This window comes from Mongoliibacter ruber, from assembly GCF_003003005.1.
Classification (GTDB): Bacteria; Bacteroidota; Bacteroidia; order Cytophagales; family Cyclobacteriaceae; genus Mongoliibacter; species Mongoliibacter ruber.
This window is the reverse complement of the sequence record NZ_PVTR01000013.1, coordinates 1-23,094: the sequence shown is the minus strand read 5'-3', so window position 1 is coordinate 23,094 and position 23,094 is coordinate 1. Positions and strand designations below refer to the sequence as shown.

The 23,094-nt window shown below is 38.6% G+C and carries 20 protein-coding genes; 9 read left to right on the top strand and 11 right to left on the bottom strand.

Features of this window, described 5'->3' with window-relative positions; all coding sequences use genetic code 11:
• The first annotated feature begins 79 nt into the window (after positions 1–79).
• Positions 80–2,881, top strand: a complete 2,802-nt coding sequence (locus CLW00_RS17985) for a carboxypeptidase-like regulatory domain-containing protein (RefSeq protein ID WP_106135097.1) — start codon at positions 80–82, stop codon at positions 2,879–2,881.
• A gap of 44 nt (positions 2,882–2,925) precedes the next feature.
• Complete coding sequence (locus tag CLW00_RS17980) at positions 2,926–3,465, top strand: DsrE family protein (protein ID WP_106135163.1); 540 nt, start codon at positions 2,926–2,928, stop codon at positions 3,463–3,465.
• On the opposite strand, the gene CLW00_RS17975 is transcribed toward CLW00_RS17980, so the two are convergent.
• The 4 genes from CLW00_RS17975 to CLW00_RS17960 form a co-directional block, all read right to left on the bottom strand.
• Positions 3,462–4,061 (bottom strand): ribonuclease HII, encoded by a 600-nt coding sequence (locus CLW00_RS17975; RefSeq protein ID WP_106135096.1) that lies wholly within the window; start codon positions 4,059–4,061, stop codon positions 3,462–3,464. The two genes, CLW00_RS17980 and CLW00_RS17975, sit on opposite strands and share 4 nt — an antisense overlap.
• Positions 4,033–6,708 (bottom strand): MGH1-like glycoside hydrolase domain-containing protein, encoded by a 2,676-nt coding sequence (locus CLW00_RS17970; RefSeq protein WP_106135095.1) that lies wholly within the window; start codon positions 6,706–6,708, stop codon positions 4,033–4,035. Before CLW00_RS17970 ends, CLW00_RS17975 begins: the two co-directional genes overlap by 29 nt.
• 230 nt (positions 6,709–6,938) lie before the next feature.
• Positions 6,939–8,066 carry a glycosyltransferase family protein gene (locus CLW00_RS17965; RefSeq protein ID WP_106135094.1) on the bottom strand — a complete coding sequence of 376 codons (1,128 nt, stop codon included), beginning with the start codon at positions 8,064–8,066 and terminating at the stop codon, positions 6,939–6,941.
• A 1-nt stretch (position 8,067) separates the two neighbouring features.
• On the bottom strand, positions 8,068–8,916 hold the full coding sequence (locus CLW00_RS17960; RefSeq protein ID WP_106135162.1) for a UDP-2,3-diacylglucosamine diphosphatase: 849 nt from the start codon (positions 8,914–8,916) through the stop codon (positions 8,068–8,070).
• Between the two features lie 226 nt (positions 8,917–9,142).
• On the opposite strand from CLW00_RS17960, the gene CLW00_RS17955 reads away from it, so the two are divergent.
• Positions 9,143–9,619, top strand: coding sequence for a hypothetical protein (locus tag CLW00_RS17955; RefSeq protein WP_211300221.1), 477 nt, complete (start codon positions 9,143–9,145; stop codon positions 9,617–9,619).
• A 15-nt stretch (positions 9,620–9,634) separates the two neighbouring features.
• Here CLW00_RS17955 and CLW00_RS17950 read toward each other — a convergent pair whose 3' ends face one another.
• Both CLW00_RS17950 and CLW00_RS17945 read right to left on the bottom strand, forming a co-directional pair.
• Positions 9,635–10,978, bottom strand: coding sequence for a sensor histidine kinase (locus CLW00_RS17950; protein WP_106135092.1), 1,344 nt, complete (start codon positions 10,976–10,978; stop codon positions 9,635–9,637).
• Positions 10,968–12,350: a sigma-54-dependent transcriptional regulator gene (locus CLW00_RS17945; RefSeq protein ID WP_106135091.1), complete on the bottom strand. Its 1,383-nt coding sequence runs from the start codon at positions 12,348–12,350 to the stop codon at positions 10,968–10,970. The genes CLW00_RS17950 and CLW00_RS17945 overlap by 11 nt, the downstream gene beginning before the upstream one ends.
• Before the next feature lie 210 nt (positions 12,351–12,560).
• Here CLW00_RS17945 and CLW00_RS17940 point away from each other — a divergent pair, with 210 nt between their 5' ends.
• Positions 12,561–12,989 (top strand): FKBP-type peptidyl-prolyl cis-trans isomerase, encoded by a 429-nt coding sequence (locus CLW00_RS17940; protein ID WP_106135090.1) that lies wholly within the window; start codon positions 12,561–12,563, stop codon positions 12,987–12,989.
• A 65-nt stretch (positions 12,990–13,054) separates the two neighbouring features.
• Here the strand turns inward: CLW00_RS17940 and CLW00_RS17935 are convergent, their stop codons facing one another.
• The 4 genes from CLW00_RS17935 to rsfS form a co-directional block, all read right to left on the bottom strand.
• Positions 13,055–13,879 carry a hypothetical protein gene (locus CLW00_RS17935; RefSeq protein ID WP_106135089.1) on the bottom strand — a complete coding sequence of 275 codons (825 nt, stop codon included), beginning with the start codon at positions 13,877–13,879 and terminating at the stop codon, positions 13,055–13,057.
• On the bottom strand, positions 13,876–14,637 hold the full coding sequence (locus CLW00_RS17930) for a UDP-2,3-diacylglucosamine diphosphatase (protein WP_106135088.1): 762 nt from the start codon (positions 14,635–14,637) through the stop codon (positions 13,876–13,878). Before CLW00_RS17930 ends, CLW00_RS17935 begins: the two co-directional genes overlap by 4 nt.
• Positions 14,638–14,738: 101 nt before the next feature.
• Positions 14,739–16,805, bottom strand: coding sequence for an ATP-dependent zinc metalloprotease FtsH (ftsH, locus tag CLW00_RS17925; RefSeq protein WP_106135087.1), 2,067 nt, complete (start codon positions 16,803–16,805; stop codon positions 14,739–14,741).
• A 66-nt stretch (positions 16,806–16,871) separates the two neighbouring features.
• A complete protein-coding gene (gene rsfS, locus CLW00_RS17920) occupies positions 16,872–17,219 on the bottom strand; it encodes a ribosome silencing factor (protein ID WP_106135086.1) in 348 nt (115 codons plus the stop codon).
• Positions 17,220–17,305: 86 nt separating this feature from the next.
• On the opposite strand from rsfS, the gene CLW00_RS17915 reads away from it, so the two are divergent.
• Together CLW00_RS17915 and ahcY are read left to right on the top strand one after the other, a co-directional pair.
• Entirely contained in the window at positions 17,306–18,061 is a 756-nt protein-coding gene (locus CLW00_RS17915; protein WP_106135085.1) for a biotin--[acetyl-CoA-carboxylase] ligase, read from the top strand.
• A gap of 79 nt (positions 18,062–18,140) precedes the next feature.
• Complete coding sequence (gene ahcY, locus CLW00_RS17910) at positions 18,141–19,460, top strand: adenosylhomocysteinase (RefSeq protein WP_106135084.1); 1,320 nt, start codon at positions 18,141–18,143, stop codon at positions 19,458–19,460.
• A 234-nt stretch (positions 19,461–19,694) separates the two neighbouring features.
• Here ahcY and CLW00_RS17905 read toward each other — a convergent pair whose 3' ends face one another.
• Complete coding sequence (locus CLW00_RS17905; protein WP_106135083.1) at positions 19,695–20,513, bottom strand: hypothetical protein; 819 nt, start codon at positions 20,511–20,513, stop codon at positions 19,695–19,697.
• A 128-nt stretch (positions 20,514–20,641) separates the two neighbouring features.
• Here CLW00_RS17905 and CLW00_RS17900 point away from each other — a divergent pair, with 128 nt between their 5' ends.
• The 3 genes from CLW00_RS17900 to CLW00_RS17890 all read left to right on the top strand — a co-directional run bounded on the left by CLW00_RS17900 (position 20,642) and on the right by CLW00_RS17890 (position 22,797).
• Complete coding sequence (locus tag CLW00_RS17900) at positions 20,642–21,514, top strand: SDR family oxidoreductase (RefSeq protein ID WP_106135082.1); 873 nt, start codon at positions 20,642–20,644, stop codon at positions 21,512–21,514.
• Positions 21,515–21,709: 195 nt separating this feature from the next.
• Entirely contained in the window at positions 21,710–22,171 is a 462-nt protein-coding gene (locus CLW00_RS17895) for a hypothetical protein (protein WP_106135081.1), read from the top strand.
• An 89-nt stretch (positions 22,172–22,260) separates the two neighbouring features.
• Entirely contained in the window at positions 22,261–22,797 is a 537-nt protein-coding gene (locus tag CLW00_RS17890) for a hypothetical protein (RefSeq protein ID WP_146131453.1), read from the top strand.
• Positions 22,798–23,094: the final 297 nt, after the last annotated feature.

The window sequence follows — 23,094 nt, the reverse complement described above, 5'->3', positions numbered from 1 at the left end:
TGGGTTTTGCTTTTTTAGAGTTTTAAGGTTATTATCACTCTCTGTAACATACTTTTATTTAAAGGCGTATTCATATCCTATGAAGGAAACTGATAAATCTTATGGCATCAAAAGAATTGAGATGCTTTTTGGATTGATGTTTCTTTTACTTTTTGGATCGGCTTTGCAAGCCCAAACAATCTCAGGTAAAATTACTGATGAAAGTACAGGTGAGCCTTTGCCTTTTGCCAATGTTTTTATCAGCAACACCACTTTTGGATCGACTACAGACATTGATGGTAATTTTAGTATCACAGGTCAGTTGCCTCAAAACTTTGAACTGGCGGCCTCTTTTATGGGCTACTACACCAAATTCAGAAATATATCACTAAGTGGTAGAGAGCAAGTAACTGTTTATTTTCAGTTGACACCCAAAATAGGACAATTGGATGAAATACAATTGAAAGCAAGACGCGATAAGAAATGGGAGAGGAATATAAAGCGATTTGAAAGGGTCTTTTTAGCTGTTTTGGATGATCCATTTTTGAAACAGAGTAAAATAGTAAATCCTTGGGTCTTGGACTTTGAAGAGGGAAGAGAAGGTGGGATGAAGTATTTTGCAGCTGTTGCCCAGGATCCTATACTGATCGAGAACCAAGCTTTGGGGTATAATATTGAATACCATTTGCAGCGATTTGTGGAGACTAGAAGGGGATTCCAATACTATGGCTTGGTCAATTTCAGTGAATTGGAAGTGACAGAAGAGGTTGAAGAAAAGAGGAATGCAACCCATTACGGGTCCTTGAGGCATTTTATCCAAAGTTTGGTTCATAACAAAATTGATAGCCTTGAGTATGAGATTTATCAGGTGAAGCCAGATAATTTAATGAGAAAAAGGTCTAATGACTTTACCGAAGAACTTAATGAATCTATTGTGAAAATTCATAGGGATTCACTTTATATCTGTGATTTTCCCAATGGATTGACAGCGATAGTATTACCATATAAGATTGAAATTCATAATAAGAAACAGCCCTGGCCGAATGACTATTATGAAAATGTTTATCATAGCATTTCTTGGCTTGAGGCACCGCAACAGTATTTTTTAGTGGACAAATATGGAGTGCTTCCTGATCCAGGTCAACTGGAAATGGCTGGGGTTATGGGAAGGGAAAGAATGGCAAGGTTTTTACCACATGATTTTGAACCTACTAGGGAAGTGAAAGATTTGATGGCTGATTTTGATTCTACTCTCATTCAGAAAACCAAATGGAATTCATTAAGAGAAAAGCCGCATATAAGTCTCAATAAGTCCTTTTATTATCCAGGGGAAGCCATTTGGTTTAGCGGAGACATGTTGTATCAAAATCCTATTTTTGCTGATACGCTGAGTAAGGTGCTGCATGTTGATTTGTATGATAGGAATTTTCAGGCCATTGCCTCAGAAGTATTTCCAATACGAAATGGCAAGGTTTCAGGGGTTTTGGTTTTGCCGACAGATTTGAAAGCAGATAATTATGTGTTGAGGGCTTATACCAATTGGATGCGGAATTATGAAAGTGACGGTTTTACTTTTGTTCCTATTCCTGTTTTGGGCTCCCAAGAATTGGGTATTGCCGAAGTCGATAAAGAAAGATTTGAAATCGATGAGGATATAGAAGTGCAAGTCACCTCTCATTTCGAAAAGAACCTTTGGAATACTAAGGTGAAATTGGAAATCAATATCCTGGAGCCTGACCAAGAAATTATTGGTGGGAGCTTCAATGTATCCGTTCTTGATGCAGACCTCAATCCAAGTTTGGGTCTTCAAAGCGACATAGAAAAGTCAATGGATTGGCTTCTTGATGCCGAAAAATCAATTAACTACGATGAACCAAAATATCCGGTTCAATACGGCATTTCTTTGGAAGGCTACTTTTCTCACAGACGAAGGCAGCTCGTACCAGTACCCATTACGATTGTTCAAGGCGAACTAGAAGATTATGCTATAGTCAATTCTGACAGCAGTGGCTATTTTTATGCAACAGGATTGGTTTTTCAAGATAGTACAGAGGTTTCCATAGCCGCATTGAATGCGAGAAGGCGGAGTTTTGGAGAAATTAGATTGACTTCCTATCAAAGGCCTGAAATCATACAATATTATCCCAGATTTTCTTATCAAAAAGTACCTATCAAAAATCAAGAGATGGAATATGCTTTTAATGATTTTATGTCCGGGAAGTACTTTGAACTTGAAGAGGTGACAGTGGAAACCATTGCCCCTAAAAGTATGGCTGAAAACAATTATGGGTATGGGAGTCCAGACAGGACAGTCAGTTCAGATTTTTTGGAGTCTCGACCCGATTTAACCTTAGATAGGGTGGTATCTATGAATATGCCTGGCGGATCGATGGGGATGTACAATTGGGGGCTGAATGCAGGAGAACCTTTGCTGATGGTAGATGGGGCCCGATTTTTCCCATCCGAAGAAGAAACTGTTTTTGCTTACTTAAGCACATTTGTGGCGGCAGAAGTAGAGTCCATTAAAATTTATACCTTCTCTGCGGGAACATTTGGACTACAGGGTTTTGCAGGAGCTATTCTCGTGGAAACTAAAAAAGGGAGAAGAGGCATTCAAGAGGATCAGTTTTTTGATGCTTCTCAATTTCAAAAGTTTAAGCTTAGGGGTTTTTCTTCAGTGCCTGACTTTCCAGTAATGAATAATTATGAAGGAGTCTTAAAGCAAAGATCTGTAATTTACTGGAATCCAAATATGATTTGGGACAAAGAGCGAATTTCAATTCCTATAGAGTTTGAAATGTCAAATCAAACCAAGCGTATTCTTGTCAAAATCGAAGGAATCTCTAGAGATAGGGATCCAATAATGAAAATTATTGAGATAGCTGTTTATACCTCAAACTAGTCTTGCGTCATCTGAAAACCCAAATATATGAAACCGTTAAAAATATGATAAAAACATTTAAAATAATTTGTGTGCTGCTTTTATTCAGTGCGCATAATCTGCTAGCTCAAGAGGCTTTTTTTCCTATAGTCAAAGGTTTTGGGGGGATTTACGAAATTCCCGAAGCCACTGAATTACCTGACCCAAGTTCGGAAATAAAAATCATCATTGACCTGGTGTCAGCAGCTGAAGACCCCACAGAGATTAATTTTATGGTCAATAATATTGCACGAATGATAAACTTACATGGCTTAGGCGGTATACCTCACGAAAACATCCACGTGAAAGTGGCTGTTCATGGAGGTGCTATCTTCAGTTTGCTAGAACATAAATCATACAAAGCACTATATGGAGTGGATAACCCAAATTTGGCTGTTTATGACGCTTTGAAAGCTGCTGGAGTAGAGATATATGTATGCGGACAATCTTTGATAGCGAGAAATATTGAAATTCAGGATATTTGGGATGGATCTGAAATTGCCTTGTCTATGTTGACTACTCTGACAAAGTACATTCCGGAGGGATATATCCTGCTACGATTCTAAAACTTCAATACCATTTGTTCAGGAAGGTGCTTAAATGATTTTCTGTGAATAGGAGTAAGGCCGAGTTTCCTGATGCCATCTCTATGGCGTTTGGTTGGGTATCCTACATTTTGCTCCCAACCATAGCCGGGAAATTGCTCCGCCAAGGTCGCCATCATTTCATCTCTATACACTTTGGCAAGGATGGAGGCAGCGGCTATGCTGGCAAATTTCCCGTCTCCTTTTATGATACAGTCAAAAGGGATATTTAAAGCTGTTTTGAACCTGTTGCCATCAATGAGTAGGTGTTCAGGTTGTATTTTCAACGCTTCAACGGATCTCGTCATTGCCAAAAAGGAAGCGTTGAGGATATTGATTTGGTCTATTTCTTCAACACTCGCCTCCGCCACTGCCCAAGCCAGTGCAGCGTCCTTAATTTCGGCTACCAAGGTAGATCTATCGCTTTTTTTGAGCTTTTTTGAGTCGTTTACCAATTCGTTAGCGAAGTCTTCTGGTAGAATTACAGCAGCAGCCACTACAGGTCCGCAGAGGCAACCTCTGCCTACTTCGTCGCAACCTGCTTCTATTCTATTGGATTCTAAATATGGCCTCAGCATTATCAGTAGGCTTTTTTGAAGATTTGTAATATTTATGAATCATTTCTGCAACAAGACCTGTCCAACCCGTTTGATGAGACGCTCCTAATCCTGAGCCATTATCTCCATGGAAATATTCATAAAACAGAATGTGGTCCTTAAAGTGAGGGTCTTCTTGGAATTTCTTGTGTTTGCCATAAACAGGTCTATTGCCATTTTCGTCCTTCAGAAATATCTTGATGCATCTCAGAGAAAGCTCTCTAGCAATAAGGTCCATGGTCAGGTAATTGCCGGATCCCGTAGGATACTCAATCGAAAATTCACCACCATAATAGTAGTCAAATTTCCTTAATGATTCAATGATGAGGTGATTGATAGGAAACCAAATCGGCCCTCTCCAATTCGAATTTCCACCAAACATTAAGGAATCGGATTCCCCAGGAGTGTACTTGATCGTTAGGTGGTCTCCATTGATTCTTACTGAGTAGGGTTTTTCTTCATGGTGCTTGGACAAGGACCGGATACCATAGTCACTGAGAAATTCTTGAGGATCTAGCATTTTGTTCAAAATACTCTTCATCCTGTGCCCTCTAAGCAATGAAAACAGTCTTCTTTTTTCAAAACCAGGTTGTATCCAGCTGGATACCAAGGCGGCAAGTTTTGGTTTTTCTTTGAGGAAAAACTCCATCCTGTTTTTGAAATCTGGCAGACTATCGAACATGTCCAGACGGATAGATTCTACTGCGAAAAGAGGTATGATACCAACAATTGATTTGACCTTCATTACTTTTGGTTCCTTGCCAGGAAGGTGAAAAACATCAAAAAAGAAGTTTTCTTCGTCGTCCCAAAGACTGATGCTTTCCCCTGAAATATTGTTCATCGCACCAGCGATATAAAGGAAATGCTCCAAAAATTTTATGGAAGTATATTGATAGGTCTTGTTAAATTCACAAAGGTCGAGTGAAATTCTCATCATATTTAATGAAAACATTGCCATCCATGAAGTGGCATCTGCTTGCTCGAGTTTTCCTTTGTAATGATGAGCGTGCGATCGGTCAATCACAGAGATATTATCTAAGCCTAAGAATCCCCCTTCAAATATATTTTTCCCATCACTGTCTTTTTGATTTACCCACCAGGTAAAGTTGATCATCAGCTTGTGGAAACACCTCTCCAAAAACTCCTGATCTCCTTTTCCGCCATTCATTTTCTTATCTATCTGATAGACCCTCTGCACAGCATAGGCGTGGACAGGAGGGTTGACATCACTGAAGTTCCATTCATAGGCAGGAATCTGTCCATTAGGGTGCATATACCACTCATTGAGGAGTAGCACAAGCTGGGACTTGGCAAACTCAGGATCTATCCTTGACAGTGGTACACAGTGAAAGGCCAAATCCCAAGCTGCATACCAAGGGTATTCCCACTTGTCAGGCATGGAGATAATATCAAAATTGTATAGATGTCGCCAGTCACTGTTTCTGCCTTTTTTCCGCTCTTTGGGTGGAGAGTACCTGCCCGGGTCACCTTCCAGCCAGCGCTCTACATTATAATAATAAAATTGCTTTCCCCACATCATTCCCGCATAGGCTTGTCTTTGGACATTTTTCATGTCTTCATCCTTTACCCTTGCTTGTACTTCAGCATAGAATTCATCTGCATCTCTTTTACGGTCGTAAATGATTTCATCACAATGATTGAAAGCGGTTTCCACATAATAATGTGTCATGCGGAATTTTACCGATGCTTCTCCCTTTGCTGGAATGGTGATTTTATAGATTGCAGAAGCTTTGGTCCCAGAATTTTCCGGATTTACAGCTTCTTCATTTTTATGAATTACATAGTCATTGATGCCGTCTTTTAAGTAATTTTTTTCATTAGGAATCTGATAAAGTTTTTCGCGGTTTGTTTCATTGTCGCAAAACTTGATGTCAGGTTCTCCTTCGAAAGAAAAAAAGTAATTACCGCTTTTGGGATTGTATGCCTTGACGTTGTTTTTGTCTAAAAGGGAAAGCTTTGGCATGAATGGTTCATGGCCTGTAAACCATGTTTTTCTGAACCAAATAGTTGGGATTACCCAAATAGTTTCTTCCTTGTCACTTCTATTGTGAATAGTTGCTTTGGCAACAATGTCTTCTATATCATTTTTGGCATATTCTAAAAAGATGTCAAAGTATTCGTCTTTATCAAATACACCCGTATCCATGAGTTCAAACTCAGGGTCATTTTTTGTACGTCTCCCATTCTCTTTTAACAGCTCTTGATAAGGGAACTCTTGCTGAGGATACTTGTATAGCATCTTCATATAGCTGTGGGTAGGTGTGGAGTCAAGGTAGTAATAGAGCTCCTTGACATCTTCACCATGATTGCCTTGTGGACCAGTCAATCCAAAAAGGCGCTCTTTTAACATGGGATCTTTTCCATTCCAAAATGCCCAAGCAATACACAATTTTTGGTTATGGTCTGAAATACCTGCAATGCCTTCTTCCCCCCATCTATAGGCTTTGCTCCGAGCTTCATGGTGTGTCACATTACCCCAAGCATTACCTGATGTACTGTAATCTTCACGCACTGTTCCCCATTGTCTTTCTGTGAGATATGGACCCCACTTTTTCCAATGCTTTTTCCAGTCTTTATCTTCCTGAAGCCTTAATTTCTCAATATTCATGGGTTGCACTCTCTTAAGCAATTTTGAATTTACATTAATTTGTGAAAGCCTGAAGCAGGTAATTGCGAAAATAAACTAAAAAATTTTTATGGATATTTCCGCAATCGATTTAAACGTCGCTAAAATGGAAATTTAAAATAAAAATTTTTTATCCTGCCATTCACGACCACGAAGGTAACATCAAATGACCTAAAAGGTTCAAAAAAACAGTTTATTGTTTTTGCTCCTATTCAATTTAGAGCAACATAATGTGGGTTTGTATTTACCTCAGGAGTGAGCGCAGTTTTCTCTTCAAGAAGATTCTTAAAAATGCCACTAAATTGATCTGCCCACCTATTCTGTATCTCCTGTTGGCTTAATTCCTTTTTTAAGTAAGTATCAAATTTTTGAATGTCAAAACTTAAGGCCTGGATTCCAGCTCCTGCATTTATGGCATCCAGCGCATTGCAGGATTGCTCAAATTGGCCTTTGACAGGGATCATCATGACTTTTTTACCAAGATAAATAGCTTCACAGACAGATTCAAAGCCAGCGGTAGTAATTAAACCTCGGCAGGCTGCCATTTTTTCCAAAAATAACCGATCATTCAATTGGTGAAAAACCAGGTTGGGTAAAGGCCTGTAGTGATTTGGTGCACCTTTTTTGTCCCAAAAAGCTTCAACCTTGATCCCTGGGTTGGCTTTTGAAAATTCAAGAATCTCTTCACCATAACCTGGATTGACAGTATAGGCCAAAATGAAATCATGCTGAGTTACTTTAAGATGCCTTATTTCCTTTCGTAATAGAGGAGGGAGAACAAGAGTTTTTTCATTAGTTTGAGGTAGGGGTTGAAAGGATAACGCCAGTTTAAGGTCAGCATTCAGACTTGTCAATTTATTGTTAAGTTTAAAAATGAGTGTTTTGAATAAGGAATTTCTAGGGAATTCAAATGCCGGATGTCCAGCTAGGTATTGATGCCCTATTGTCCAAAACTGACACTTGGGTTGGTAAATCGCACGATATAGACCAGCAAGGATATCATAAAAATTTAGGATTACATCAGGTTTATGTTTTGTGACAAGATTGTCAATCTCTGTTAGGCTTTCCTTATAAATAGGCCATTTTCTGAGGTTATGGATTATCGTTTTCCCGATGTTGATCGACTTGTCTTTTTTGTCTGATATGAAATTTGGGCTTTCAAAAGTGTGAATCGGTGATTTGATGTTTTGATATACAAAATCCGGAATCTGCCTTCTCTTGCTTTTCCCTATGCAAACGGCCGTTAGGTTATGACCACCTTCTAGGAGTATGTCGGCCAGTGCTATGGCCTGAGTCATGTGCCCCCTTCCTTCACCCTGTATAACAAACAAAAACTTCATATTACATAAAATCTGAGAGGCCCGGATTTGACTGAGGCTTGCTGAATGCGACTATTTTGATATCTGATGATGCCGGTTTTGGCATACTGACAACAGAAGAGCTGGATTTGAAATCTATTTCATTATAATAGATCAACTGCCAGTTGCCATTATGGTCTTCGGCCAGCGCACTCATAGATTCCACCCAGTCACCGGAGTTCAAATAATGAACTCCATCAATATTTCTATCTTCTGCTTTGTGGATATGCCCGCATATGATGCCATCGCAGCCTTTGGCCATAGCCATTTTTGCCAGTTCAGTTTCATATTGATCCACATAGGATACAGCTGATTTTACCTTTCCTTTGATGAATTGGCTCAGTGAAAAATAAGGGAGACCTCTTTTTCTCCGGTGGTAATTCACTTGCCTGTTGAGCCATAATAGAAAAGTATAACCCATATCACCCAAATAGGCTATCCAGCGGAGATTTGAAGTAATACTGTCAAATATGTCACCATGTGTGATAAAATATTTCTTCCCGCAACTTTCGTATATCATATCCATCTGAATGGAAAGATTGCCGATTTGAAGTGGAAGAATCTGATCTAAAAAATCATCATGATTACCTCTCAAATAAAAGACTTTTGTGTTGTCTTGGTCTATCATTTTGAGCATCCTGTTGAAAAACCGTGTATGCTTTCTTTTCCAGGAACCTGACTTTTTCAATTGCCAGCCATCGATAATGTCTCCATTGAGGATGAGGTTTTCACAAGAATATTGTTTGAGAAATCTGGCCACCTCCTTGGCTTTGGAACCTTTTGTGCCAAGGTGAATATCAGAGACAACGATTGTTTTGAATTGAGTTTTCAAGTCTTTGAGTTTTGCTGGCAAGGTATATCGCCTACATGACTTGGTGATGAAACCGATATTATCAAATAAAGAACATTTGCAAACAATTAGTTGATTGTTGTAAAGAAATAGTTAACTACTCGTTAATATCCTGCATCAAAGAGAAATTTTCTATGATTCTTTGGAAATTGCATGAATTTACCAACCTTTAGTGGTCGCAATTGGTTTGATTTGCGTATCTAGTGTCATGATGAAAAAGTTAAGCAGTTTGATTCTTCTTTTAGCCTTAGGCTTTGCGTCTTGCAACCAAGATGACAAAGAGCCGGAATTCAATGTGCTTGGTTATTGGACGCTGATCGAGATCAGGAATTCTTGGCCTGTGGATGAGGTACCAGTTGATATCGATTTTGAAGAAAAATACATTTTCAATGATGATGGGACTTTCATCAAGTTTTCAAATAAAGTCAAAGGAATGGGAGAGCTCTTGGAGATTCCCAAGCAAGCTTTTGGTAAATATCAAAAGTTAGAAGAAACACATCCCAATCCTGAAATCATCCATACTTTTGAATTGACTTTTGAAACCAATCAAATGATGGCCGCAAATTGTGGTGAAGGGGATATGGAATTTATCACCATCACCAGAGACAATAAGCTCATCAACATGACTTGGGCTGCATGTGATGGTCCAGGATATGTTTACAGTAAAAGAGGTAGACTTTTTTAAATTAATTCTTGAAAATCAAGCGTTAAATATCAGTTTGAAAGTACTTCCCGACCCAAGAGAAGACCTTACTTGAATATTTCCTTTATGTCTTCTCATGATTTGCTTGGACAAGCTTAATCCAATGCCTGATCCCTTTTTCTTAGTGGTGAAAAAAGGAATAAAAATCTTAGAAAGTGCTTCTTCTTCAATACCCTTGCCTGAATCGGTCACTTCGATAATGATTTTCCCGGCTTCATCAATAAAAGCATCCAAAGAAACAACTTTGGTCACCGCATCTTCCACCGCATGAATGGCATTTTGGATAAGATTGATCATTACCTGTTCGATTAGGTTTTGATCTCCAAAAAGAATCAGGTCATCAGGTTCAATACTGCATTTAAGTTGGATTTGATTCCTTTCAAACTGATGCTGCAGAAGGGTTTCCATTTGTCCAAACAGGGCCTTGAGTCTTATTGTCTGGAATTTTGGGGTAGGGATGTGGGCCAGGCTTCTAAAATCACTCACAAAATTGATTAAGCCTTCACTTCTTTTTTCAATAGTACTGATTGCCATGAGGTAATCTTCAAGCTCGGAAGGTTCAACAGGTACGTTATTGTCTATCTTAGATTCTATATCGCCCTTGACGGTGGCTGCCAAAGATGAAATAGGCGCTATGCTGTTCATAATTTCATGGGTGAGGACACGCACGAGGTTTTGCCACGCTTCCATTTCCTTTTCTTCGAGTTCACTCTGTATATTCTGTAAGGAAACTAATTTGAACTTACTGTCGCGCATGACCAATTCGATGACATAGACAGAGAGCTGCATGATCCCATCAGGATGTGCTATTTTTATCAATTCACTTCCTCCTGTACGCAAAGAGTGTATGGCGTGGTGCAATTCTTTGTTGATGTTTTGTATTTCTGAAATAAGGCTAAGTTGATTGATATTCAACATCCTCTTGGCTGCTGTGTTGACAATCTGGATTTTACCTTCTTCATCATAAGTAATAAGTCCAATGCTGAGATGTTGGAATACTGACCTGAAATATTGGTAGTTGGCCTCTTTTTCTGCCTGATCTTCCTGGAGTTTTGCCAGAATGGCATTGAATTCTATATGAAGGTCGTCCGTCTCTGTTCCATCGAATTTGACAGGATAGACATTGGTATAATTATCCTGTTTGATATTGTCGAGGAATTGTCGGACTTTTTTGAATGAACTTTCGGCATAGCTCAGAAAGAAAATGATCTGAGCCATCACCAAAATAATGAACAGGGAAATAGCAAATACCCCTGCACTATTGAGGATAAAGTATGAAAGTAAAAACAAAGAGACCGTGAGAAGGGCAACCCTACCCAATAATCCAACCTTATAATCCATATTTTTCAAGTCTTCTGTACAGGGAGGCCCTAGTCAAGCCAAGTTCCTTAGCCGCTTTGGATATATTCCCCCCATTTTTGTCGATAGCCCTTTGGATAGTGGTTTTTTCCACTTCATCCAAGTTGTAGGACGCAGGGGTGCTTATTTTTTCATTCGTCGGTTTTGCCGAAAGGAAGAAAAAATCCCTCGAATCCAGCTCATTTCCTTCAGCCATTATGATTGCCCTTTCAATAGCGTGTTGCAATTCACGAATATTTCCCGGCCAATTGTATCGCTGAAGCAATTGCATGCCGGAAGAAGTGAAACCTACAAAATCTTTGCGGTATTTTTGACTGTAGACTTTTAAGAAATGGTCTGCAAGAGCAGGGATGTCATCATGCCTTTCTCTTAGGGGAGGAAGGAAGATTTCCACAGTGTTGATTCTATAAAGCAAATCCTGCCTAAATGTGTTTTCCATCACCATTTCATGCACGTGCATATTGGTGGCGCAGATCAGTCTGATATCCACTGGTATTGCTTTGTTTGTGCCTATTCGGGTTACCTCTCTGCGTTGCAATACAGTGAGCAACTTGGATTGTAGTGGCATACTTAAGTTTCCTATTTCATCTAGGAAAAGGGTTCCATTATCGGCAATTTCAAATCTGCCCGCGCGGTCATCTTTGGCATCTGTAAATGCGCCTCTTTTGTGGCCGAATAATTCACTTTCAAAAAGAGTCTCAGTAATGGCCCCCATATCCACTCCTACAAATATCTCATCTTTGCGGTGAGACCTGTCGTGAATAGCCCTTGCAATAAGCTCTTTTCCTGTACCGTTTTCACCCAATATCAAGACATTGGCATCTGTCTGTGCTACCTTGTCGATGATAGAGAAAATGTTTTTCATTGACGCACTTTGACCAATGATATCTGTGTATGGCTTTTTGGCGTCTGATTGAAGCTGTTTTTGCTTTTTATTTAACTTTTCTACTTGATTGTAGCTGTCTTTTAGTCTACTTGCAGAGGTAAGTGTCGCAAGTAATTTTTCGTTTTGCCAAGGTTTGAGGATAAAATCGGTGGCACCTTCTTTCAGCGCTTGGACGGCCATTTCTACATCACCAAAGGCAGTGATTAGGATAACAACGGCTTTCGGGTCAATTTCCTTGATTTGTTTCAACCAATGAAATCCTTCTTTTCCCGAAGTAGTATCTTCAGTGAAATTCATGTCTAAGAGGATGACATCATACGAGTTGTTGTTTATCAAAAAAGGAATTCTCCTTGGATCTTTCTCGATTGACACTTCCTTTGCATGCTTTTTCAATAGCATTTTGGCAGCAAATAATAAGTCTTCGTTGTCGTCAATGATTAGGATTTTACCGAGTTGTTGATTTTCCATGATTATGTGTTTTGCAATTCAGTTGACAAAATGATGCCATAGTCCAAATATCCTCATATTCTGTCTTTTGCAGCTAATTTACATAAAAATATGTTCAATATTGAACATGTGTTTTTCATTTCCGTACACCTGATTTTTCGAAATCGGACAGATTTTTATAGGCATAATAAAATTGTTACCTTTGAGCTTTAACAACAAATAAAGAAAAATATGTCAATAGCAAGTAAAGGCGATGCAGTAAAAGTTCACTACACAGGAAAACTTAACGATGGCACTGTATTCGACTCATCGGCAAACAGAGAACCTCTTCAATTTACTCTCGGTGATGGCAATATGATCAAAGGATTTGATGCAGCTGTACAAGGAATGGAAATAGGACAGGAGAAAAGTGTGACTATTCCTAGTGTTGAAGCTTACGGAGAAAAAAGAGATGACATGATGTTGGATATACCTTTGACACAAGTTCCTCCTCATATCAAGCCTGAAATCGGCATGGAGCTCTCCCTTCAGAATCAACAAGGACAACCTGTACCGGTAAGAGTGGTAGGTGTAGATGAAGAAAAAATAATTCTTGATGCCAATCATCCATTGGCAGGACAAGATTTAATATTCGATATTACATTGGTAGAAATTGTCTAATTGCTATCCATTAGAATAGAGAAATATAACCCCAAGAAAATGGTATAACATCTTTCTTGGGGTTTTTACTTGTCTTTTAGCAGGGTTTGATTTTTTGGGAAAATCCATACTTTCTCATGATTGTAAAAAATCACCGAAGTGGCATCGATTGCCACGTTTTGAGCAGGGATGCCTTCAGGGATTGGGAAGCTGATATTGCTTCTGTTTTTCAGGCTAAAAAGAATCAACTCCTGATCCTTAATATAGACCAATTCTCCTTTCCAAAAGCTTAACTTTTGGCTTAGCTCTATTGGTATTTGTTGAAGAAAGTTAGCCTGATTGTCCAATATATAAATGCCTTCATCTTCAATATTGAGAAAAACCATATTTTGATATTCTCTTATGTCAACGATTCTGAGAGAAGACTGGGTCAATACGAGATTTAAAGGTTGGTTTTGTACTATTCTTTGTTGCCTAAAATCAAGCTGTTTGAGCGTAAGATCAGCTTCGTCAAACACCCAAATGATATTGTTGTTCCCCAGAGTAGCTACCTTGGCGAGAGTGATCAAGTGAAGTGGTATTCTGTTTTCTGAGACTGGATTGATGAATCGATCCAGAATTCTATATTCCTGAAGATCAGCTGAAAATGTAAAAATATTTACGGTCCATGCGGCTTCTAATTGACTGAGTGCCCCCTGTCTTTGGGGTGAGAAATTATTGACCCGGATACCTGTATTGTTATACTGATAAAGATTTCCCTCCAAGTCTGATATAAATATAAACCCCTGATTGTCTATAGATAGCAAGCCAAGACGAGGGAAATTGATTACTGCAGGCTGTCCCCATTCTGTATTTTGGGAAAAGCTTGGTAGAGTAATGATACAAAAGAAAAGGAACAAGAGCTTTTTCATTCAGTAAAAGTCTTGATGTCAAACTTTGTGCCGTCAAATTCACCATAGCTATATTGACTTACCCATTCTCCCAAATTCAAATAGCGGGATTTGGATCCTACAGGCAAATCCAAAGGGATGTGACGGTGTCCAAATACGAAGTAGTCGAAATGTTGGTTCTTTTCAATTTGCTTACAGTATTGCCAAAGCCACTCATTCTCCCCTTTGAAGTCATTTTCTTCTTTTCCAAGCTTAGAAATACGGCTTTTAGAAGACCATTTTTGGGCTAGCCACACGCCAACATCAGGATGAAGCCACCTGAAAAGCCATTTTGCTACATCGTTGGTAAAAACCTGCTTGAGTACTTTGTATTCCTTGTCTCCGGGGCCTAATCCATCTCCATGGCCTATAAGAAAGTTTTTGCTTTCAATGGTCAAGTGTATGGGATTATGGTGAACAGGAACATCCAATTCTTTTTCAAAGTAGTCATTCATCCACAAATCGTGGTTTCCTGTGAAAAAGACAACGGGAATATTTTTATCTCTGAGCTCTGCAATCTTACCCAAAAAGCGTACAAATCCTTTTGGGACGACTTTTTTATACTCAAACCAGAAGTCAAAAATATCTCCAACCAGGAAAATCGCGGCAGCATCATCTTGAATACTGTCAAGCCAATTGATTATTTTCTTTTCTCTTAATTTACTCGTTTTCTCATCAGGGGCACCTAAATGAAAATCGGAGGCAAAAAATACCTTTTTTCCGTGTAGTTGAATATTCATGTTTGCAAAATAAACCTTTCGTGAGAAATAAATCCGGGATAGGGCACTAAAAAAAGCCTCCTATTTCTAGGAAGCTTTTAAAATATGGGCGTTTTAAGGCATTAACCTTTTTTTTCTTCTACTTCCTCTTCTTCAGAGGGACTTATATCTGATTTGGAATCATCAGTCGAAACAGCATCCGGTGAAATTTCAGTCGGCTTAATTTCTTCTTTCAGCTCCTTTTTGGTGTAAGCTTCATAAGTAGTTTCTTTTCCAAATGGACGCTTTCCTATGAGTTTTTCCAAATCACTTTGGAAGAGGATTTCTTTTTCAAGCAACTCTTTGGCTAAAATTTCCAGTTCGTTTTTCTTATCAGATAAAAGCGCTTTTGTCTTTTCGTAAGCAAATAAGATCAACTTTCTAACTTCATCATCAATGGTCTCTGCTGTCTTCTCTGAATAAGGTTTTGACGTCCTGTATTCTGAGCTTTTGCTATCATAGAAGGATACGTTACCGATTTTCTCATTCATACCATAAATGGATACTATTGAATAGGCCATTTTGGTAATTCGCTCCAAATCACTCAATGCTCCAGTAGAAATCTTACCGAAGATAATTTCTTCAGCCGCTCTTCCACCAAGTGTCATACACATTTCATCGATAAGTTGCTCAGTCTGATAGAGAAACTGTTCTTTAGGTAGGTATTGTGCATAACCCAAGGCAGCAACACCTCTTGGCACGATACTTACTTTAACCAAAGGATCAGCATGCTCCAAGAACCAACCTGCAACGGCGTGACCAGCTTCGTGGTAGGCAACTATTTTCTTTTCCTCTGGGGAAATGATTTTGTTCTTTTTCTCCAAGCCTCCAATGACCCTGTCAATAGCGTCTTGGAAATCCTGCATATCTACAGCTGTCTTATTCCTTCTGGCAGCGATAAGGGCAGCTTCATTACAAACATTGGCAATTTCTGCACCTGCAAATCCAGGAGTTTGGGCAGATAATTTTTTAGGGTCTACATCATCAGAGGATTTGATTGGTTCTAAGTGAACTTTGAAAATCGCTTCTCTTCCAACGATATCCGGTTTGTCAATACTTATTTGCCTGTCAAACCTTCCAGGTCTCAATAAAGCTGAATCAAGCACGTCAGGTCTGTTGGTGGCTGCAAGGACAATTACACCCGTATCAGTTCCAAAACCATCCATCTCCACAAGTAGAGAGTTAAGAGTATTCTCACGTTCATCATTGGATCCAGGCATTTGTCCCTTACCTCTTGACCTACCAATAGCATCAATTTCATCAATGAAAATGATACATGGTGCTTTTTCTTTGGCTTGTTTGAAAAGATCCCTTACACGTGCTGCACCTACACCCACGAACATTTCTACAAAGTCAGATCCTGAAAGGGTAAAGAATGGTACACCTGCTTCTCCTGCTACGGCTTTCGCCAATAGGGTTTTACCAGTTCCAGGAGGTCCTACAAGCAATGCTCCTTTTGGAATTTTACCGCCTAATTTGGTGAATTTAGATGGGTTTTTAAGGAATTCAACAATCTCCTGAATCTCCTCTTTGGCTTCATCAAGACCCGCAACGTTATCGAATGTGATTTTGACCTTGTTTTCAGCATCAAAAAGCTGAGCTTTGGATTTGCCTACATTGAAGATCTGTCCACCCGGCCCGGAAGGACCTGCCATCCTTCTCATCATGATCCAGAACAACAGGAATAATAGAATCAAGAAACCGAAACTTGAAAACCAATTCGTCCAAGACTCTTGGGTTTTGGATTCATAACTTATTCGTTGGTCTTCCGGCATACGGGATTCCAGCTCATTGTAATATTCAATAAACTTATCTACCGATGCAATTTTAAGTTGGTAATGAGGACCCGCAGGAGTGAAAAAGGGACTGTTTGATTCCAGTTCTTCCTTATATTTCCTGTTCTGAAGAGATTCAGACCTTAGTGTGACCTCAACAAGGTTTTGATTGTATATCACCATGACCTTAGATACATCATTGGCCAAATAGATATCTTCAAACTTCTTTAAAGTGATGTCCATCACAGCATTTCTTTGGTTGAACCAAGTAATGCCTACCAATACTACCACAGCCGCTATAATCAACCAAAGTTGAAAATTTGGTTTTTGGGGTGCTTTTGGGATAAACTTTTTAGATTTTTTATTATCGCTCATCTGTTATTATTTCTATGCTGCAAACTTGTTGTAAAACGCTTAAACTGTCTTAAAGTTCAAACAGGTTTAATCAATTCTTGTAACTTTGGCATCGCCCCAGAGTTCTTCAATTCCATAAAATTCTCGTTTTTCTTTCAAGAAAACGTGAGCCACAACGTTGACATAATCCATCAAAATCCATTGAAGGTTATTTTTACCCTCATTTCGCCATGGCTTTTCTTTGTTTGACTTGAAAACTTGTTCTTCTATAGATTCAGAAATTGCTTCTAATTGCGTGTCAGAATTTCCAGAACAAATCACAAAAAAATCTGTGAATGAATTACTTACATCTCTCAAATCCATCAAAACGATATCGGAAGCCTTCTTGTCTTCCATTCCTTTTACTATAATTTTACTCAGCTCTTCTGCTGTCATGTGCTATTTCTCCTATTTTTTTTGAAATTTACCGGTCATAAAATGGATGGTAATATCTTTATTGCCCTACAAATTAACTAATCAAAATGTATAAAATCCTTGCCAACACCATTTTTCTAGGAAAAGATGTCCAGTTCATGACAGAGTGTCACTCTACCAATGAGTTGGCAATGGAAAAAATAAAGCGTAAAGAAGCTTCAGAAGGGAGTGTTTTCATTACTGATGCCCAGACCAAAGGCAAAGGTCAGAGAGGTAGTCAATGGTGGTCATATCCAGGAGAAAATCTAACATTTTCGATTGTATTGAGACCCGTTTTCCTTCGTCCGAGCCAACAGTTTCTGTTGAGTAAAATGGTGTGTCTGGCGATTTGGGAATTATTGTCAGTGTATGACAGGCAAATAAAAATCAAATGGCCAAATGATATTGTTCATCCAGAAGCGGGAAAGCTTTGTGGGGTATTAATTGAAAACATCATCAATCAAAAAAGTGTTGAGTATAGTGTAATAGGTATAGGATTGAATGTCAATCAAACTGATTTTCCTTTTCCCAAAGCCAGCTCATTGAAAAACCTTACAAATATCCATTTCGATTTGGAGGAAATCTTTGGCGATCTTATTTCAAAAATTGAAAAATGGTACTTAATGCTAAGAAAAGGAGAGAATCAGAAGCTGGATGAACATTATTTGTCTCATCTTTTTGGGTTGGGAAAATTTGCTCTTTATGATGATGGAGAGGTTTTCGAGGGAAAAATAGTAAACATTTCCCCGGAAGGAAAATTAATCATAGAAACTCAAGAGGGAGTCCTTAAGAATTTTGGGCTTAAAGAAGTCAGTTTCCTGTGATCACCAAATTTTATATTGCAAGCAAAAAGCCTATTTTTGTAATTCTGAATTGAATATCAATTTATTAATCAATAATTATATGTCTGAAATCAAATCTGACAAATTCATCAAGTTTAAGGTGAAGGATATTTCCCTAGCAGATTGGGGAAGAAAAGAAATTACTTTGGCGGAAGCAGAAATGCCTGGCCTTATGGCGCTGAGAGAAGAATACGGTGCTGCTCAACCTCTAAAAGGAGCAAGGATAGCAGGATGTCTTCACATGACTATACAAACAGCCGTGTTGATCGAAACACTTGTAGCACTTGGTGCTGAGGTGACTTGGTCTTCCTGCAATATTTTCTCTACTCAAGACCATGCCGCCGCTGCGATTGCAGCTGCTGGTATTTCAGTTTATGCTTGGAAGGGACTTACGGAAGAAGAGTTCGATTGGTGTATTGAGCAGACGTTATTTTTCGGAGAAGAAAGACAACCTCTTAATATGATATTGGATGACGGAGGAGACCTTACCAACATGGTTTTGGATAATTATCCGGAATTGGTGAAAGAAATCAAAGGACTTTCTGAAGAGACCACTACCGGTGTTCATAGATTGTATGAAAGAATGAAAAAAGGCACTTTGCCAATGCCTGCCATCAATGTTAACGATTCAGTGACCAAGTCTAAATTCGATAACAAATATGGTTGTAAAGAGTCTTTAGTAGATGCTATAAGAAGGGCTACAGATGTGATGATGGCTGGTAAAGTAGCTGTCGTGGCTGGATATGGTGACGTCGGTAAAGGTTCAGCGGCTTCTTTGAGAGGTGCTGGCGCAAGAGTGATAGTCACTGAAATTGATCCAATCTGTGCTTTGCAAGCAGCAATGGATGGATTTGCGGTAAAGAGAATGGTGGATGCAGTAAAAGAAGCAGATATCGTGGTTACGGCAACCGGTAATAAGGATATTATCTCAGAAAAGCATTTCCGCGGAATGAGAGATAAGACTATCGTGTGTAATATCGGTCACTTTGACAATGAAATTGATATGGCCTGGTTGAATAAGAATTATGGCCACACCAAAAATGTCATCAAACCTCAAGTAGACTTATATAATATAGAAGGTAATGACATTATCGTCTTGGCGGAAGGTAGACTGGTCAATTTGGGCTGTGCTACAGGACACCCATCTTTTGTGATGTCAAACTCATTTACCAACCAAACACTAGCCCAATTGGAGCTTTGGACAAATACAGATCAATACGAACCAGGTGTGTTTGTATTACCAAAGCATCTGGATGAAAAAGTTGCTGCCTTACATTTGGCAAAACTGGGTGTTGTTTTGGAGGAGCTTAGTCAAGATCAAGCTGAGTATATCGGCGTTACAGTGGAAGGCCCTTACAAGCCTGAATACTACAGATACTAAGATTAAGTATTGTGAATTTAGCCTCTGAGACTCGTTTTCAGAGGCTTTTTTATTTTAATTGGAATTAGTAGAAATAATTATTGCCTGTATGTATATCCGCTTTCATACCAGAAGAATCTAAATAATGGAATTAACCTGTGATTTCGAACCACTATCAATAAATATCCAATATCTATTAGTATCACTTTGCCAAATAAGCCTCGTTTAATTGATTAGTGGCATGATTGCGGATAATCATAATTGCCTATATTGAATAGTTCGGCCATCATGAAGCGTAATGGTAGCGAGGTTTTGACAAGCAGCTTCACTTTCAAAAATCAATTGGTGGGAAGTAGCTTGGTTGGTGTGTCTGACTACCTGCCATGTTTCGCTTCCGGAAGAAGGAATGACAAAACCACCTTTTAGACAAGTGATAGAATATCGTTTTGGCTGATTTCTATTCATCAAAATTGGTCTACCGGTAATATTTCTACCTTCAAGGCTTCCATTTGAAACAATTTCAGTTGAAATATTATTTAAACTCAAAGTTCGGTGTTCAAAATCACCCTTAAGTTGGCTTGATGAGCCTTTTTCATCGATAATCAAAAAGTTTTCGAAAGTCTCTACCATTGGGGTGTTGTTGAATCCATTACTCATCCTTCTTTTTATGAATTCTCTTTTCCCCGAAATTTTATTTCCTCTCACAGTATAGCCATCGTATTCCAGAATAGTGGAAGTAAAAGAACTTTCATTTATAAATCTTACATGGATTTTACCTGTTCTGCTCAAATTGTTTTCATTGACACATTGTCTATTCCCCATAAACTCCAAGGTTACTTTTTTTTCTGTCTCATCTATCAGAATGTTAGGACATCCAAGCACAGAAGTGGTATCAGCTTTTCTATAATCTTCAAAGGAATCAAAAGCAAAAATCAAGGATTCATCCAGAACCAATGAAATATTGAATACTTCATTTCCCTCAATTTGGAGGTCGGTGCTGATGTTTTTATCTATATCACCATAGCAGGAGGATAATAGAAGGAAAGAAAAAACAACAAACAGATTGCGGTACATAGAGTTCGATTATTTTACCAAAGCTAATTCCTTTAGGTAACATATAAAATGATGCCAATCCTCTTCAATTGTACTTTTTTTTACTTAGGGTAATACCTATATTCAAAGGTTATTAAACCCAAAGAATTATGACATATACAGAAGGAATGCTCAAAGAGAATGCATTGAAAGGGAAAACCATTTTGATTACAGGTGGTGGTACAGGACTCGGCAGGTCTATGGGGACTTATTTTTTGAAGCTTGGAGCCAATTTGGTAATAACAAGTAGAAAACAGGACGTACTTGATAAAGCTGCCAAAGAAATGGAAGCGGAGACGGGAGGCAAAGTATTGGCGGTATCATGTGATGTAAGGGATGCAGATCAAGTTTCCAAAGTTTTTGATGAAGCAGATGCCTTGTTTGGTAAAGTGGATGTAGTCCTCAATAATGCCGCAGGAAATTTTATTTCACCTACCGAGAGACTGTCAACGAATGCCTTTAATACAGTGGTGGATATTGTTTTGAAGGGAACAGCCAATGTTACTATGGTTGCGGGAAAAAGATGGATAGATGCCAAACAGCCAGGTGTGTTTTTAAATATTGTGACAACCTACGCTTGGACGGGTTCTGGATATGTCGTGCCTAGCGCTGCTGCAAAAGCGGGAGTTTTGGCTATGACACGTTCGCTTGCTGTAGAATGGGCAAAATATAAAATCAGGTCTAATGCGATTGCTCCAGGTCCTTTTCCAACTGAAGGCGCGTGGAGCAGACTGCTACCAGGTGATCTGGTCAAAAAGTTTGATCCAGCCAAAAAAGTACCTGTGGGCAGGGTAGGAGAACATCAGGAACTGGCCAATATTGCAGCTTATTTGGTTTCGGATTTTTCAGCTTACGTAAATGGAGAAGTAATCACCATTGATGGTGGAGAGTGGCTCAAAGGAGCAGGAGAATTTAATAATTTGGATTTGATTCCTGAAGAAATGTGGGACATGATGGAGGCTTCCAGAGGAAAAAAGCAATGAGCCCCAAGGTGGTTTGGGGCTATTTGAAGGCCAAATGGAAAATTAGAAAGATGTAATATTGAACTATTTTAAAAATCTTTGTAGGAGATGTGATTCTTTTAACGTAATTTTTAATAATGCAATTGATTTTCGCTATTATTGAGAGCATTTATTGAATAAACAGTCTATAAAGACATTTTTCCCAAAAGGTTTAAAATGAGAAATTCAAGTACATATATAGGGAAGGTATTTACAGTTTTTACCTTCCTTTTTGTTGTTTTTCTTAACCATGGCTGCCAAGTCTATGAGGACAATATGTTTTTTACCTATATAGGTACAGTTTCTGATGAATCAGGAAACCCAGTAGAAGATTACGAGTTTGGGTTTACGGAATTAAAATATAACATCAACTACACAACAGATGAAAACTTTTTACCTCAAAGGGGTTTTTTAAAGCTTGTTTACATAGTAAAGACTGATATAAATGGAGAATTTAAAATCGTCATTCCTCGTAAAAACCAGGCTCGGTTTTTCTTTATGACTCTTGGAGGATCTAGGTTTGTCTTTGAGAATCATTTGGGGGCAGTAGAGTCAGAAGTGAGGGATATTTTTGAAACAGTAGTAAAATCAGATCAGCTTGTTTCAGATCTGGGTCAAATAGAAATAATATTCAAATGAGGTTTTTTGGGTTTTGCTCGATCTTAGTTTTCTTATCCTTTTCTGTTTTTGGGCAAAATGATGTGCTGATAAAAAAGGCTAAATATAAAATGCAGCCTAGTATAAGTGGCAACTTGACAATGCCCTTTTTTCTTGGAGACAACCTTCTTGCCAATGATTATGACATGAGGCCAGGAGTAGGGTTGAATTTTCAGATCGGGATTGTGAATCGCTTGGGGATTGGATTGTTTATGTCTAGTGTAACTGGCCAAGTTGGTGAAACAAGACTATTGGGTAATTTTTTTGATAGGGCAAGGTGGAATTCCGGAGGTATTTACCTTCCTTATGCAATCCCTATTGGTGACAAAATAATAATAGAACCTGCTGTAGGTTTTGCAGGTGCTGTGATGACCAATTTTGATGGGAACAATAAATTCAGACTTAATTATCATAGATTTTTCTTCAATGCAAATTTCAAGTATGCTATCAATCAATTCGAGAGCAATGACAGGCTTTTGCTTGTGTTGGGAAGTGATATTTCAAGAATCTATGGTCCAAGAATCCAAATCAACGCGCAAGATCAAAGATATGTTCAGCATGCAGCTATGCTAAATTTGAACATAGGGTTGGTTTATGAAATTTTTTAAATTTTGCTCAAAACAGCATTGAGCTTCAACAAGCAGGAATTTTATTTGAAAGGAAGGATGATGCATACACTTATTCCGCCTATTGGTTAAATACCGTAATTCTATGGCTGCATAGCATAGAATTATTCCTTTTATTTCTTTGAAAATGCATTTTATTTAAGAATTTATCGAAATAAAAGATTAGTTGAGTAGATATGCGTATCTGAGAAATCGCTGAGCCTTATTCATTGCTGTAATTTTGCATTCTGCCTAAATAGAAAATATTCAGGTTCGAAGGGAATAGAGGTTCAACAGAAG